This is a genomic window from Pseudomonas sp. Bout1 (genome assembly GCF_034314165.1).
Lineage (GTDB): Bacteria > Pseudomonadota > Gammaproteobacteria > Pseudomonadales > Pseudomonadaceae > Aquipseudomonas.
This window is the reverse complement of the sequence record NZ_JAVIWK010000001.1, coordinates 5,378,903-5,393,714: the sequence shown is the minus strand read 5'-3', so window position 1 is coordinate 5,393,714 and position 14,812 is coordinate 5,378,903. Positions and strand designations below refer to the sequence as shown.

General features: G+C 61.6%; 14 protein-coding genes. 13 read left to right on the top strand and 1 reads right to left on the bottom strand.

Annotated elements, in window-relative coordinates; translation table 11 throughout:
- From RGV33_RS24910 to RGV33_RS24860, 11 genes are all read left to right on the top strand, one after another.
- Window positions 1-636 (top strand): MotA/TolQ/ExbB proton channel family protein, encoded by a 636-nt coding sequence (locus RGV33_RS24910; protein ID WP_010165826.1) that lies wholly within the window; start codon window positions 1-3, stop codon window positions 634-636.
- Window positions 633-1,061 carry a biopolymer transporter ExbD gene (locus RGV33_RS24905; RefSeq protein ID WP_322146868.1) on the top strand — a complete coding sequence of 143 codons (429 nt, stop codon included), beginning with the start codon at window positions 633-635 and terminating at the stop codon, window positions 1,059-1,061. The genes RGV33_RS24910 and RGV33_RS24905 overlap by 4 nt, the downstream gene beginning before the upstream one ends.
- Complete coding sequence (lpxK, locus tag RGV33_RS24900; RefSeq protein ID WP_322146867.1) at window positions 1,061-2,071, top strand: tetraacyldisaccharide 4'-kinase; 1,011 nt, start codon at window positions 1,061-1,063, stop codon at window positions 2,069-2,071. The genes RGV33_RS24905 and lpxK overlap by 1 nt, the downstream gene beginning before the upstream one ends.
- A gap of 24 nt (window positions 2,072-2,095) precedes the next feature.
- Window positions 2,096-2,281 carry a Trm112 family protein gene (locus RGV33_RS24895; RefSeq protein ID WP_322146865.1) on the top strand — a complete coding sequence of 62 codons (186 nt, stop codon included), beginning with the start codon at window positions 2,096-2,098 and terminating at the stop codon, window positions 2,279-2,281.
- Window positions 2,278-3,042, top strand: a complete 765-nt coding sequence (gene kdsB, locus RGV33_RS24890; protein WP_322146863.1) for a 3-deoxy-manno-octulosonate cytidylyltransferase — start codon at window positions 2,278-2,280, stop codon at window positions 3,040-3,042. The genes RGV33_RS24895 and kdsB overlap by 4 nt, the downstream gene beginning before the upstream one ends.
- Window positions 3,042-3,506 carry a low molecular weight protein-tyrosine-phosphatase gene (locus RGV33_RS24885; RefSeq protein WP_322146861.1) on the top strand — a complete coding sequence of 155 codons (465 nt, stop codon included), beginning with the start codon at window positions 3,042-3,044 and terminating at the stop codon, window positions 3,504-3,506. Before kdsB ends, RGV33_RS24885 begins: the two co-directional genes overlap by 1 nt.
- Window positions 3,503-4,522, top strand: coding sequence for a UDP-N-acetylmuramate dehydrogenase (murB, locus tag RGV33_RS24880; RefSeq protein WP_322146859.1), 1,020 nt, complete (start codon window positions 3,503-3,505; stop codon window positions 4,520-4,522). The genes RGV33_RS24885 and murB overlap by 4 nt, the downstream gene beginning before the upstream one ends.
- 242 nt (window positions 4,523-4,764) lie before the next feature.
- Window positions 4,765-5,235: a (2Fe-2S)-binding protein gene (locus RGV33_RS24875; protein ID WP_322146858.1), complete on the top strand. Its 471-nt coding sequence runs from the start codon at window positions 4,765-4,767 to the stop codon at window positions 5,233-5,235.
- A complete protein-coding gene (locus RGV33_RS24870) occupies window positions 5,232-7,553 on the top strand; it encodes a xanthine dehydrogenase family protein molybdopterin-binding subunit (RefSeq protein WP_322146856.1) in 2,322 nt (773 codons plus the stop codon). The genes RGV33_RS24875 and RGV33_RS24870 overlap by 4 nt, the downstream gene beginning before the upstream one ends.
- The gene (locus tag RGV33_RS24865) at window positions 7,553-8,539 is read left to right on the top strand and encodes an XdhC family protein (RefSeq protein ID WP_322146854.1); all 987 of its coding nucleotides are present in this window, start codon (window positions 7,553-7,555) and stop codon (window positions 8,537-8,539) included. Before RGV33_RS24870 ends, RGV33_RS24865 begins: the two co-directional genes overlap by 1 nt.
- Entirely contained in the window at window positions 8,536-9,123 is a 588-nt protein-coding gene (locus RGV33_RS24860; protein ID WP_322146852.1) for a nucleotidyltransferase family protein, read from the top strand. The genes RGV33_RS24865 and RGV33_RS24860 overlap by 4 nt, the downstream gene beginning before the upstream one ends.
- Window positions 9,124-9,189: 66 nt before the next feature.
- Here the strand turns inward: RGV33_RS24860 and rne are convergent, their stop codons facing one another.
- Complete coding sequence (gene rne, locus RGV33_RS24855; protein WP_416152085.1) at window positions 9,190-12,465, bottom strand: ribonuclease E; 3,276 nt, start codon at window positions 12,463-12,465, stop codon at window positions 9,190-9,192.
- 738 nt (window positions 12,466-13,203) lie between these two features.
- On the opposite strand from rne, the gene rluC reads away from it, so the two are divergent.
- Both rluC and RGV33_RS24845 read left to right on the top strand, forming a co-directional pair.
- Complete coding sequence (gene rluC / locus RGV33_RS24850; protein ID WP_322146848.1) at window positions 13,204-14,163, top strand: 23S rRNA pseudouridine(955/2504/2580) synthase RluC; 960 nt, start codon at window positions 13,204-13,206, stop codon at window positions 14,161-14,163.
- A complete protein-coding gene (locus RGV33_RS24845) occupies window positions 14,150-14,812 on the top strand; it encodes an HAD-IA family hydrolase (protein WP_322146846.1) in 663 nt (220 codons plus the stop codon). Before rluC ends, RGV33_RS24845 begins: the two co-directional genes overlap by 14 nt.

Below are 14,812 nucleotides of genomic sequence, written 5' to 3'. Positions count from 1 at the left end.
GTGTGGGAATTGGTCAAATCCGGCGGCTGGATGATGTTGCCGATCATTTTGAGTTCCATCGCCGCACTCGGCATCATCGCCGAACGCCTGTGGACCCTGCGTGCCAGCCGTGTAACACCCGACCACCTGCTGGGCCAGGTCTGGGGCTGGATCAAGAACAAGCAACTCGACAAGGCAAAACTCAAGGAACTACGGGCCAACTCGCCCCTGGGTGAAATCCTTGCCGCCGGCCTTGCCAACTCCAAGCATGGTCGCGAGATCATGAAGGAATGCATCGAGGAGGCCGCTGCCCGGGTCATCCATGAGCTGGAGCGCTACATCAATGCCCTGGGCACCATTGCCGCCATGGCGCCGTTGCTCGGCCTGCTGGGCACGGTGCTGGGCATGATTGATATCTTCAGTTCCTTCATGGGCTCGGGCATGACCACCAATGCCGCCGTTCTGGCCGGTGGTATTTCCAAGGCCTTGATCACCACGGCGGCGGGCCTGATGGTCGGTATTCCTTCGGTGTTCTTCCACCGTTTCCTGCAACGACGTATCGACGAGTTGGTCGTCGGCATGGAGCAGGAAGCCATCAAGCTGGTGGAAGTGGTGCAGGGCGATCGTGACGTGGACCTGGTTGAGGGCAACGCGTGAAATTTCGCCGCAAGCGACGGGAAAACGTCGATATCAACCTGGCGTCGTTGATCGACGTTGTGTTTATCCTGCTGCTGTTTTTTGTCGTCACCACCACCTTTACCCGGGAAACCCAACTGCGCGTCGACCTGCCCGAAGCCGTCAGCGGCTCACCGGCGGACGACCAGCAGGCAAAACAATTGGATATAGCCATCAGCGCCGACGGCGTGTTCTCGGTGAATAACCAGTTGCTGGAAAAAAACGACCTGGCCAGCCTGATGGATGCATTGCAGAAAGAGTCCGGTGGCGACACTAACTTGCCACTGTCGATCAGCGCCGATGGCAACACCAAGCACCAGGCCGTGATCACCGCGATGGACGCTGCCGGCAAGCTCGGCTTCAGCCATTTGCGCATGACCACGGTCGAGGCGGCGAGCCAACCCTGATGGCCATGACCGATCGTTTGCTCAAGGCCTGGTACGAAGGCCATCCGGCGCTCGCGTTGTTGCAGCCGCTGGAGTCGCTCTATCGTCGGGTGGTACGGCGCAAACGCGCACGGTTCCTGGCGGGCGAGGGCGAGATCTATCAGTCGCCGGTGCCGGTCGTGGTGGTCGGCAATATCACAGTGGGTGGCACCGGCAAGACCCCCTTGATTCTCTGGCTGATCGACCATTGCCAGCGCAGCGGTTTGCGCGTCGGTGTGGTGAGTCGGGGTTATGGCGCCAAACCGCCACAGCTTCCATGGCGCGTACAGGCCGATCAAACCGCAGCGCTGGCGGGGGATGAACCCCTGCTGATCGTGCAACGCAGCGGCGTACCGCTGATGATCGACCCTGACCGCAGCCGTGCCGTACAGGCGCTGTTGGCCAGCGAAACCCTGGACCTGATCCTCTCCGACGATGGCCTGCAACATTATCGCCTGGCCCGTGACCTGGAACTGGTATTGATTGATGCCGCCCGTGGGCTGGGCAACCGCCGCTGCCTGCCGGCGGGCCCGTTGCGCGAGCCGGTCGAGCGTTTGCAAAGCGTCGATGCGCTGCTTTATAACGGCGCGGGTGCCGATCGTGACGACGGGTTTGCCTTCCGCCTGCTGCCCACAGCGCTGGTCAACCTGCACACCGGCGAGCGCAAACCCATCGATTACTTCCCGGTGGGGCAGCAGGTGCATGCGGTAGCCGGCATCGGCAACCCGCAACGTTTCTTCAATACCCTTGAAACGCTACACTGGCGGCCGATACCCCATGCTTTTGCCGACCACGCGCCCTACAGCGCCGAGGTCTTGAATTTTACACCGGCACTGCCGTTGGTCATGACTGAAAAGGACGCGGTGAAGTGCCGCGCCTTTGCCAGGCCCGACTGGTGGTACCTTGCGGTGGACGCGGTACCGTCACCGGCGTTTATCGCCTGGTTTGACACGCAGTTGATGCGCTTGCTGCCCGCTCGCCTTTTGCCTTAAAACGTTGCTCTCCAGGACCTACTCATGGACACCAAACTGCTCGATATCCTTGCTTGCCCGATCTGCAAAGGTCCGCTCAAGCTCAGTGCCGACAAAACCGAGCTGATCAGCAAGGGCGCCGGCCTGGCGTACCCGATCCGTGATGGCATTCCGGTAATGCTCGAAAGCGAAGCCCGTACCCTGAACACCGATGAGCGCCTGGATAAATGACCACCGCCTTCACCGTTGTCATCCCGTCCCGCTACGCCTCCACCCGCCTGCCCGGCAAACCGCTGCAGCTGATCGGCAACAAGCCGATGATCCAGCTGGTGTGGGAGCAAGCCTGCAAAAGCAGCGCCGAGCGGGTGGTGGTTGCCACCGATGATCCGCGCATCATCGAGGCCTGCAAACGCTTTGGCGCCGAAGCGGTGCTGACCCGTGAAGACCACAACTCCGGCACCGACCGCCTGGCCGAAGTGGCCACCCAGTTGGGTTTGGCGGCAGATGCCATCGTGGTCAACGTGCAAGGCGACGAGCCGTTGATTCCGCCCAGCGTGATCGACCAGGTTGCCGCCAACCTGGCAGCCCATGGTGAAGCGCGCATGGCGACCCTGGCCGAGCCGATTGAAGACATCCAGACGCTGTTCAACCCCAACGTGGTGAAAGTGGTCAGCGACATCAACGGCCTGGCGCTGACCTTCAGCCGCTCCACCTTGCCGTGGGCGCGGGATGCGTTCGCCAAACAACCGGACGTGCTGCCTGCCGGCGTGCCTTACCGTCGCCACATCGGAATCTACGCCTACCGCGCCGGGTTCCTGCATGACTTCGTCAGTTGGGGCCCGTGCTGGCTGGAAAACACCGAATCCCTGGAACAACTGCGTGCCCTGTGGCACGGCGTACGCATCCACGTGGGCGATGCCCTGGAAGCGCCACCGGCGGGTGTCGACACGCCGGAAGACCTCGAGCGCGTCCGTCGCCTGCTGGGGGCCTGATGCAGGTTCTGTTCGTCTGCCTGGGCAACATCTGCCGTTCACCGACGGCAGAAGGCGTGTTGCGCCACAAATTGCGCGAAGCCGGCCTGGTTGGTCAGGTTGACGTGGCCTCCGCCGGCACGGGTGAATGGCACGTCGGCAACCCACCCGACAAGCGCAGCCAGGGTGCAGCGCTGCAGCGTGGCTACGACTTGTCGGCCCAGCGTGCACAACAGGTGTCGCGTGCCGACTTTTCCCGCTACGACCTGATCCTGGCCATGGACCAGAGCAACCTGCGCAACCTCAAGGCCATGCAGCCGGCCCAGGGCAAGGCGGAGCTGGACCTGTTCCTGCGCCGTTACGACTCGGTGGTGGATGAAGTGCCAGACCCGTACTACGAAGGCGACCAGGGCTTCGAAACCGTCCTGGACCTGATCGAGCGCGCCTGCGATCTGTTGGTGATTGAATTGAAGGGCCGGTTATGACGTTGCAGGTACAGGCGCAGGTTTCGCTCAAGCCGTTCAACAGCTTTGGTATCGACGTGCGTGCCCGGCTGTTTGCCGAGGCCCGCACCGACGCTGACGTGCGTGAAGCCTTGGCCTATGCGGCCGGGCAACAACTGCCGTTACTGGTGATTGGCGGCGGCAGCAATTTGCTGCTGACCCAGGATATCGACGCGCTGGTGCTGCGCATGGCCAGCCAGGGCATCCGGGTATTGCACGACGACGGCGTGCACGTCGTGGTGGAAGCGGAGGCCGGTGAAGCCTGGCATCCGTTTGTGCTGTGGACGTTGGCCCAGGGCTTTTCCGGCCTGGAAAACCTTAGCCTGATCCCGGGCACCGTCGGCGCCGCACCCATGCAAAACATCGGCGCCTACGGTGTAGAGATCAAGGACGTGTTCGCCGGCCTGACCGCCCTCGACCGCCACACCGGCGAGCTTCGGGACTTCAGCCTGGGCGAATGCAACTTTGCCTACCGTGACAGCTTGTTCAAACACGAAGCGGGGCGCTGGCTGATCCTGCGGGTGCGATTTGCCTTGAGTCGCGCCGTGCACCTGAAGCTTGAGTACGGGCCGGTGCAGCAGCGCCTGGCCGAGCAAGGCATTACGCAGGCCACTCCCAGCGACGTCAGCCGCGCCATTTGCAGCATTCGCAGCGAGAAACTGCCGGACCCGGCGGTACTCGGCAATGCCGGCAGCTTCTTCAAGAACCCGCTGGTGTCCCAGGCGCTGGCTGGCGAATTGCAGCTTCAATACCCGGACCTGGTGGCTTATCCCCAGGCTGACGGGCAAATGAAACTGGCCGCCGGCTGGTTGATCGACAAGGCCGGATGGAAGGGTTTTCGCGAGGGTGATGCCGGCGTACATCGCTTGCAGGCGCTGGTGCTGGTGAACTACGGCGCGGCCACGGGCCAGGACATTGCCTGCCTGGCGCTCCGTATCCAGCAGGACATCGAAAAACGTTTCAAGGTTGTGCTGGAAATGGAGCCCAACCGCTATTGAACTAAGCTTGTTTTCTGACGCACCAAGCCCTGCATTGCAGGGCTTTTTTATTGCGGCTGAGTTAACTTAGCTGACTATCGATGTTTTTTATCAGTTCATAGACGCTGTTTATCAAAGGCCCGGTGAAGATTCGTTTTCACAAGAGAGCCGATTAGCCTGAGCCATCTGCGTGAACCGACCCGCTTGGCACCCAAGCGACAGATTGCTCGACCCCATAACCTTTTCACTATGCGGGCGTGCCCATGATTACCCTCAAACTTAACGGTCAAGACCATCAACTGGATGTCACCGAAGATATGCCCCTGCTGTGGGCGATCCGCGACGTGGCCGGTTACAACGGCACCAAATTCGGTTGCGGCATGGGCCTGTGCGGCGCGTGCACCATTCATATCGACGGCTCGCCGGCACGCAGTTGCATCACCCCGATTGGCTCGGTCAAGGGCCAGGATGTCAGCACCATCGATAACCTGCACACCGACCCGGTCGGCCAGGTGGTACAGCAAGCCTGGCTCGAAACGGCCGTGGCCCAGTGCGGTTACTGCCAGGGCGGGCAGATCATGTCCGCCACTGCATTGCTGAAAACCAACCCGAATCCCAGCGACGCGCAGATTGAGGAAGCCATGATCGGCAATATCTGCCGCTGTGGCACCTACAACCGGATCAAGACCGCGATCCGCCAGGCCGCCACTCACCTGCAGGGGACCAAGGCATGAGCCGGTTACCCGCTGATTTCGTCCTGAACAACCTCAGTCGTCGAGGTTTCCTCAAAGGTGTGGGTGTCACGGGGGCGTTGGTCATTGCCGCCAGTTGGGGCTTGCCGGACGCGTTTGCCGCCGACGCGGCGAAGAAGTACGGCGGTGACGCCATGCCCCATGGTGTGATCGACGATCCCAAGGTCTACGTAAGCATTGCCACCGACGGCAGCGTGACGGTGATCTGCAACCGCTCTGAAATGGGCCAGGGGGTACGCACCAGCCTGAGCATGGTAGTGGCCGATGAGCTGGATGCCGATTGGGCGCAGGTGAAAGTCCAGCAGGCACAGGGTGATGAAGTGCGTTTTGGCAACCAGGACACTGATGGTTCCCGCAGCATGCGTCATTGGTATGAGCCGATGCGCCGTTGTGGCGCCGCCGCCCGTACGATGTTGGAACAAGCCGCTGCCGAGCAATGGAAAGTCCCGGTAGGCGAATGCCATGCTCAGTTGCACAAAGTGGTTCACCAACCGAGCGGGCGCGAGTTGGGCTACGGCGCCCTGGCTGCTACTGCCGGTGCGCTGGCGGTACCGGCACGGGACTGCGTGAAGCTCAAGCAGCCGTCGGAATTTCGCTATATCGGCAAGGAAGGCATCAAGGCTATCGACGGTGCCGACATCGTCAACGGTCGGGCGGTCTACGGTGCCGATGTGCATTTTGAAGGCATGCTTTACGCCACCATCGCCCGGCCGAAGGTGTATGGCGGCAAGGTAAAATCCTTCGATGCCAGTGCGGCGTTGAAAGTCCCCGGGGTGATCAAGGTGCTGCAAATCGAGAGCCGGCCCTTGCCCTCGGAGTTCCAGCCGCTGGGCGGTGTGGCAGTTGTTGCGAGCAACACGTGGGCGGCTATCAAGGGCCGCGACGCCTTGAACATCGTCTGGGATGACGGCGTCAACGCCAGCTACAACTCGATCGACTACCGCAAGGCGCTGGAAGCTGCTGCGTTGAAACCGGGCAAAGTGGTGCGCAATACCGGCACCATCGACCAGGCCCTGAGCGATGCCGACAGCACCCTGGAAGCCGCGTATTACCTGCCGCACCTGTCCCAGTCGCCGATGGAGCCGATGGTCGCCGTCGCCCGCTACGACAAGGGCCAGTGCGAAGCGTGGGCGCCCAGCCAGGCGCCGCAGGTGAGCCGCGAACGCATTGCCGAGCGCCTGGGCCTGCCGTTCGACAACGTCACCTTCAATGTCACGCTGCTGGGTGGCGGTTTTGGTCGCAAGTCCAAGCCGGACTTTATCGTCGAAGCCGCCGTGCTCGCCAAGGAATTCCCCGGCAAGGCGGTGCGGGTGCAATGGACCCGTGAAGACGATATCCATAACTCTTATTTCCATACCGTGTCCGCCGAGTACCTCAAGGCCGGCCTGAACAAGGATGGCCTGCCCAGCGCCTGGTTGCACCGCACTGTGGCGCCGAGCATTACCGCGTTGTTTGCGCCGAACATGGTCCATGAGGCGCCGTTCGAACTGGGCATGGGCTTTACCAACATGGCTTACGCCATTCCCAACGTGCGCTTGGAAAATCCGGAAGCGGCGGCCCATACGCGGGTCGGCTGGTACCGCTCGGTGTCGAACATTCCTCATGGTTTCGCGATTCAGAGCTTTGTCGATGAACTGGCGCACAAGGCCGGCGAGGATCCGCTCAAGTATCAACTCAAGCTGCTCGGGCCCGACCGTCAGATCGATCCCAGGACGTTGAGCGATGAGTGGAACTACGGCGAATCTCCAGAGCGCTATCCCATTGATACCGCACGTTTGCGTGGGGTGCTGGAAACCGCTGCCAAGGCCGCCGGTTGGGGCCGCACCTTGCCCAAGGGCCGCGGCTTGGGCTTGGCGGTGCACTACAGCTTCGTCACTTACGTGGCAGCGGTGATCGAGGTGGAAGTCAAAGATGACGGCACCTTGATCGTGCACAAGGCCGACATTGCCGTGGATTGCGGCCCGCAGATCAACCCGGAGCGCATTCGCTCGCAGTTCGAAGGTGCCTGCGTGATGGGCCTGGGCAATGCGGTGCTGGGTGAAATCAGCTTCAAGGACGGCAAGGTGCAGCAGGACAACTTCCATATGTATGAAGTAGCGCGCATGTCTTTGGCGCCCAAGGAGGTTGCGGTGCACCTGGTCACGCCAAAAGGCGACGTGCCGTTGGGCGGTGTGGGTGAGCCGGGCGTGCCGCCGATTGCGCCGGCACTGTGCAATGCGATCTTTGCCGCCACCGGCAAGCGCATTCGCAATCTGCCGGTTCGCTATCAGTTGCAGGGTTGGCAGGAGGCGAAGGCCTGATGGACAGTGTCGATCTGAATGTATTGCGCAGCGTGCTGGAATGGCGCCGCGCCGGGCAGCCGGTGATGCTGTACAGCGTGGTCCAGACTTGGGGCAGCGCGCCGCGTCCACCGGGGGCGATGCTGGCCCTGCGCGGTGACGGAGTGGTGATCGGCTCGGTATCTGGTGGCTGTATTGAGGACGACTTGATCGCCCGTTTGCAGGATGGCCGGCTGCCTGAAGACGGGCCGCCGGTGCAGCTTGTCACCTACGGCGTCACGCGGGATGAGGCGGCGCGTTTTGGCCTGCCTTGTGGCGGCACGCTGCGCCTGACCGAAGAGCGGGTGGGCGATCCAGCGTGGGTCGCAGAACTACTGGCGCGCTGCGAGGCGCACGAGATTGTCGCCCGTGAATTGAACCTGGCCACCGGGGCAGTGGTGTTGAATGCAGCGAGCAAGACCGATACGGTCAGTTTCGACGGCGAGCGGCTACGCGCGATTTATGGTCCGCGCTGGCGCTTGTTGCTGATCGGCGCGGGGCAGCTGTCGCGCTATGTGGCGGAAATGGCGCGGTTGCTGGATTTCGAAGTGCTGATCTGTGACCCGCGCCAGGAGTTTGTCTATGGCTGGGAGGAGCAGCACGGGCGTTTTGTGCCGGGCATGCCTGATGAAGCGGTGCTGAATATCCAGACCGACGAACGCACGGCTATCGTCGCGCTCACCCATGATCCGCGCCTGGACGATATGGCGCTGCTGACCGCGCTGAATTCCAAGGCGTTCTACATTGGCGCCCTGGGTTCGCGGGTCAACAGCCAGAAGCGCCGGGAAAACCTCGCGGCGCTGGGGTTGAGTGCGGACGCGATTGCACGGCTGCATGGCCCGATTGGCCTGCATATTGGCAGCCATACGCCGGCGGAGATCGCGTTGTCGTTGATGGCGGAAATTGTTGCTATCAAGAACGGGATTGATCTGTTGCAGAAAAAACCGTTGCAGGCTGCGGTCAGTTGACGGGCATCACCGCGGTCATCCTGGCAGCGGGGCAGGGCAGTCGTTTCCGGGCCGAGGCAGGTGCGGACAAGGACAAGTTGCTGGCGCCCTGTGTGGGTCGTGATGGCATTACACGATCGGTGATTGAGCAGGTATTGGTGAACTTGCCACCGGCGGTTGCCAGGCGTTGGCTGGTAACGTCGCCAGATCGCATCGAAGTCATTCGGCTGGCAAAGCAGTATGGTTGTGAAGTGCTGCTGTTGCGCTCGCCGGGCATGGGCGACAGCATCGCGGCGGCAGTGGCGGCAGGTGGTACGTCTGCTGGTTGGCTGGTGGTGCTGGGGGATATGCCGTTTATCTTGCCGACGAGTATCGGGCAGGTGATTGCAGGCCTTGAGGACGACAGTATCAGTGTCCCGGTGCATGCAGGTCAGTATGGGCACCCGGTAGGGTTTGGCCGTTCATTCGCAGCGGCATTAATGGCGCTGACGGGCGACCGTGGGGCAAAGCCGTTGTTCGCCCAGGCGACTGTACAGGAAGTAGCAGTCGATGATCCCGGTGTGTTGTGGGATGTGGATGTGCCGGCTTTGCTGAACTATCGCTAGCTGAAATGCAGACATAAAAAAGCCCCGCCTGATCACTCAGGCGGGGCTTTTTAGTGGCCGATGGAATCAGACGAGGGGTTTAGGCTCGTGTTCTTCTTCCAGGGCTTTAGGGCTGTGCTCTGCCACTTCCTCAACGGAACGTGGGTTCTCGTCGACAGCAGGGGCAGTGTGCTCAACCACGGCTTCAGTGACCGGCGCAGGGGTTGCTTCGACCACGTCAGCGACAACCGGTGCAGCTTCAACAGGCGCCGAAGCAGCAGCGGCAGCCGCCAGTTCAGCTTCCTTGCGACGACGACGCACTTCACGTGGGTCGTTCGGCGCACGGCCGTTTTCGGTCAGGGCGTTGGCCGGAGCGGCTTCAACCACCGGAGCGGCAACTTCGGCAACCACGGGCGCTTCAACCACTGGAGCAGGCTCGGCAACAACGGCGACCGGTTCAGCGGCGACAACTACTTCAGCTTCAGCGACGGGCGCTGGAGCTTCTTCGACCACTGGCGCAGGCGCTGGTGCTTCAACCGCTTCAACCACTACGGCAGGCTCGGCAGTCCACTGGAACGCGGTCTGTTCTTCGCGAACTTCACGCACTTCAGGGGTTGGCTCGGCAACCGGTGCTTCAACGGCCGCTTCAACCACGGGCTGTTGTTCAACAACAACCGCTGGCTCGGCGACCACTTCAGCTTCAGGCTGAGGCTCGCGAACTTCACGAACTTCACGAACTTCACGAACGTGACGAGCCGGCGCTACTTCCACTTCCGGAACAGCTGGCGCTTCGACAGGCGTCGTTGCTTCAACCACCGGTGCTTCGACGACTGGCGTCTCAACAACCGTGTGTTCCTGGATGGCAGCGGTGGCGGCTTCAGCTTGCTCGTTGGCCTGGGCTTCAGCAGGTGCGCTGATGACCGAGCTGGCAACAGCAGCGGTAACGGCCAGGCCGGCAGCCAGTTCGGCGCCAGTCGGTTCGTCGGTAGCGCTTGCTTCGCCGGTCTCTTCCGAGCCTTCGATCTCATTGCCGTTGGCATCACGCTGACGCTCACGACGGTTGCTGCGACGACGCTGGCCACGGGAGCGGCGGCGTGGACGATCGCCTTCGGCGTTGTCCTGGCCGTCTTCCTGTTGCTGATCTTCGTTGGACAGCAGTTCTTCTTCTTCACCGACCGGAGCAGCCTGCTCGGCACGTGGTTGACGCTCTTCACGAGGAGGGCGTGGCGCACGTTCTTCACGCGGCTGACGAGCTGGACGCTCTTCAGCAGTGGCAGCGGTGACGGCAGCAGTGGCTACCGCTGGGACTGCGTCCAACGGCTCACGCAGTTCACGCACGCGTTCTTCACGCTCGCCACGTGGCTTGCGGTCTTCACGAGGAGCGCGTGGCGCGCGCGGTGCACGTTCTTCGCGTGGTGCACGCTCTTCACGGGCTACGGCTGGGGTTTCTTCACGGGCTTCGCGCGGGGCGCGCTCTTCACGTGGGGCGCGTTCTTCGCGGGGTGCACGTTCTTCACGAGGCTTGCGCTCTTCGTCACGGCGACCGTTGCGATTGCGGCTCTGCTGGCGACCGTTACGACGCTCTTCATTGCGTGCAGGGCGTTCGGCGGCAGGCTTCTCGACCACAACGGGAGCCACTGGCTCTTCCTTGGTGGCGAACAGGCTGACCAGCGACTTCACCAGGCCCTTGAACAGGCTTGGCTCAGGCAGGGCGGCTGGCGCTGCAACCGGAGCAGGCGCTTCAACCGGAACCGGTGCGTTGGCACGGGCTGGTGCGGTCTTGACGGCGGCTTCCTGGCGAACCAGGGTGCGGGTCGCAGCGGCTGGCTGGACTTCTTCCACTTCGGCAGCGGCAGCAGCGATTTCGTAGCTGGACTGGTTGACGTGGGCTTCCGGGCTGTCATCACGCAGGCGCTGCACTTCGAAGTGCGGCGTCTCGAGGTGATCGTTCGGCAGGATGACGATACGAGCACGGGTGCGCAGTTCGATCTTGGTGATCGAGTTGCGTTTTTCGTTGAGCAGGAACGCAGCAACCGGGATCGGCACCTGGGCGCGGACTTCGGCAGTGCGGTCTTTCAGGGCTTCTTCTTCGATCAGGCGCAGGATCGCCAGCGACAGCGATTCAACGTCACGGATGATGCCGGTGCCGTTGCAACGCGGGCAGACGATGCCGCTGCTTTCGCCAAGCGATGGACGCAGGCGCTGACGGGACATTTCCAGCAGGCCGAAGCGCGAGATACGACCGACCTGTACGCGGGCACGGTCAGCTTCCAGGCATTCGCGGACTTTCTCTTCCACGGCGCGCTGGTTCTTGGCTGGAGTCATGTCGATGAAGTCGATCACGATCAGGCCGCCGATATCACGCAGGCGCAACTGGCGGGCGATTTCTTCAGCCGCTTCCAGGTTGGTCTGCAGGGCGGTTTCTTCGATGTCGCTGCCTTTGGTAGCGCGTGCCGAGTTGATGTCGATGGACACCAGGGCTTCGGTCGGGTCGATCACGATGGAGCCGCCGGAAGGCAGTTCGACGACGCGCTGGAAAGCGGTCTCGATCTGGCTTTCGATCTGGAAACGGTTGAACAGCGGAACGCTGTCTTCGTACAGCTTGATCTTGCTGGCGTACTGCGGCATCACCTGGCGGATGAAGGTCAGGGCTTCGTCCTGGGCTTCAACGCTGTCGATCAGCACTTCGCCGATGTCCTGGCGCAGGTAATCGCGGATGGCGCGGATGATCACGTTGCTTTCCTGGTAGATCAGGAACGGCGCGGAACGGTCCAGGGACGCTTCTTTGATAGCGGTCCAGAGTTGCAGCAGGTAGTCGAGGTCCCACTGCATTTCTTCGCTGCTGCGACCAAGGCCGGCAGTGCGCACGATCAGGCCCATGTCGGCCGGAGCGATCAAACCGTTCAGCGCTTCACGCAGTTCGTTGCGCTCTTCGCCTTCGATGCGACGGGAGATACCGCCGGCACGCGGGTTGTTTGGCATCAGGACCAGATAGCGGCCAGCCAGGCTGATGAAGGTGGTCAGGGCGGCGCCCTTGTTGCCACGTTCTTCTTTTTCTACCTGAACGATGACTTCCTGGCCTTCGCTCAGGACGTCCTTGATGTTCACGCGGCCTTCGGGGGCTTTCTTGAAGTATTCGCGGGAGATTTCTTTGAGGGGCAGGAAGCCATGGCGCTCGGAGCCGAAATCGACAAAGGCAGCCTCAAGGCTTGGTTCGATACGAGTAATCCGGCCTTTATAGATGTTGGCCTTCTTTTGCTCGCGTGCACCGGACTCGATGTCCAGGTCGTAGAGGCGTTGGCCGTCTACCAGTGCAACACGCAACTCTTCGGGTTGAGTTGCGTTAATCAGCATTCTTTTCATGTTGTACCGTCGGTTTCCGGGCTGCCGGAAACGGCGTTCGGCACACACGACTTCTCACGGTCGGTGTCAGGTGCGTCAAGAGTGGTTGGCCACTCCAGTGTCCAGCAATACCCGCCAAAATGGGCGGTATCGCGACGTACGCTTCCTGCTTGCTGTGGTGACTTAAGCACTCAGTCAGGAGGAGGAATCAACCGGCGACTGTGGACGAGATGAAGCGTCTAAATATAAGCCTAGTGCTACACAGTCCGACGGTTGTGCATCTCCACCCTACACGTATCCCTGATAATTCGGGTGCTGCCGCGCGCAGAATCCGCAGCGGGTTGGCATTTACCGTGTTCTCCAATGGGGGGAACACGCTCATGGCTAAACAAGACCGGGTGTGGGCGACTGTGCTCTCACTCAGCTCGTAACAGGCGTTGTTTCCGAAGCATTCGCCGTGGTCTGGCTCAAGATTGACTGCACTTTGTGAACTGGCCGTAAATATCGGCGCAAAAGGCGAGTAATCACTCTGCTTTTTGCACTCGCTTCAGGCCTCATGTCACCTGCGCTTGTTACAATCTCGAGCCTTCCAAAGTGGCGAAAGCCCCGTAGGACGGCCTCGCGTCCTGATGAATTGCGATGGTCAGGGCCGGCAGTTTGCCGCTAGTCCTCTGTCCAGGCCGCTTTTGGCGGCGTTCGCGACTATAGCAGCAATGATTAAGTGCTTCAATTCCATAAAAAATTGTTATCATCGCCGCCATGACGACTACCGCCCCCCAGACCCCCAGCGTCCAGCTGCTTGAGGTCTCGCCGGAATATGCCGGCCAACGCATCGACAACTTTCTTCTTGCCAGGCTCAAAGGCGTGCCCAAGACCTTGATTTACCGCATTTTGCGTAAAGGCGAAGTGCGCGTGAACAAGGGGCGGATCAAGCCCGAGTACAAGCTGCAGGCGGGCGACATCATCCGTGTGCCGCCGGTGCGCGTGCCTGAGCGGGACGAGCCGGTCCCTCTGGCTCAAGGCCTGCTGCAGCGCCTTGAAGCCTCGATTGTGTTCGAAGACAACAAGCTGATCGTGATCAACAAGCCTTGCGGTATCGCCGTGCATGGCGGCAGCGGCCTCAACTACGGGGTGATCGAAGCCTTTCGTCAGTTGCGCCCGGATGCCAAGGAGCTGGAACTGGTCCACCGTCTGGACCGTGACACCTCCGGCCTGCTGATGATCGCCAAGAAGCGCAGCATGTTGCGTCACCTGCACGCTGCCCTGCGCGGTGACGGCGTGGACAAGCGCTACATGGCGCTGGTGCGCGGCAACTGGGCGACCTCGATCAAAAGCGTTCGTGCGCCGTTGCAGAAGAGCAACCTGCGTTCCGGCGAGCGCATGGTCGAAGTGGACGAGGAGGGCAAGGAGGCGCTGACCCTGTTCAAGGTGCTGCGCCGTTTCGGTGACTTCGCGACCATGGTCGAGGCCAAGCCGGTCACCGGCCGCACCCACCAGATTCGTGTGCATACCCTGCACGCAGGCCACTGTATTGCCGGTGATACCAAGTACGGTGACGAGGATTTCTCCAGGGAGATCCGCGACCTGGGCGGCAAACGCCTGTTCCTGCACGCCTACATGCTGACCGTGCCGCTGCCGGATGGCGGCGAATTGAAGCTGCAGGCGCCTGTCGATGAAATGTGGGCCAAGACCGTGGAGCGCCTGAGTGTCGCACCCTGACTACAAGCTGCTGATCTTTGATTGGGATGGCACCCTGTGCGATTCCATTGGTCGGATTGTCGAGTCGATGCACGCAGCGTCGACACGTTCCGGTTATGCGTTGTGCGACGACCTGGCGGTCAAGGGCATTATCGGCCTGGGCTTGCCGGAAGCGATCCGCACCCTGTACCCGGAGATTGGCGACGACGAGTTGATCGCCTTTCGTCAGCACTACGCCGATTACTACATGGCCCTCGATGCCCGGCCTTCGCCGCTGTTTGAAGGCGTAGCGCAGGCCATGGAAGCGTTTCGCGCCGACGGGTATCACCTTGCGGTGGCGACCGGCAAGGCCCGTCGCGGCCTGGATCGGGTGCTCAAGGCCCACGGCTGGGAAGATTATTTCGACGCGACCCGCGCGGCGGATGAAACCGCCAGCAAACCTCACCCTCTGATGCTTGAGCAGATCCTTGCTCAATGTGGCGTGTCGCCTCGGCAGGCGTTGATGGTGGGTGATGCGTCGTTCGATTTGATGATGGCGCGCAATGCTGGCATGGACTCCGTGGCGGTCAGCTACGGCGCCCAGGCCGCCGAGGCGTTGCAGGTGTACGAGCCGAGACTGACGATTGACCGTTTTTCTGAATTGCAGGCCTGGCTCAGTCGGGCCTATTAA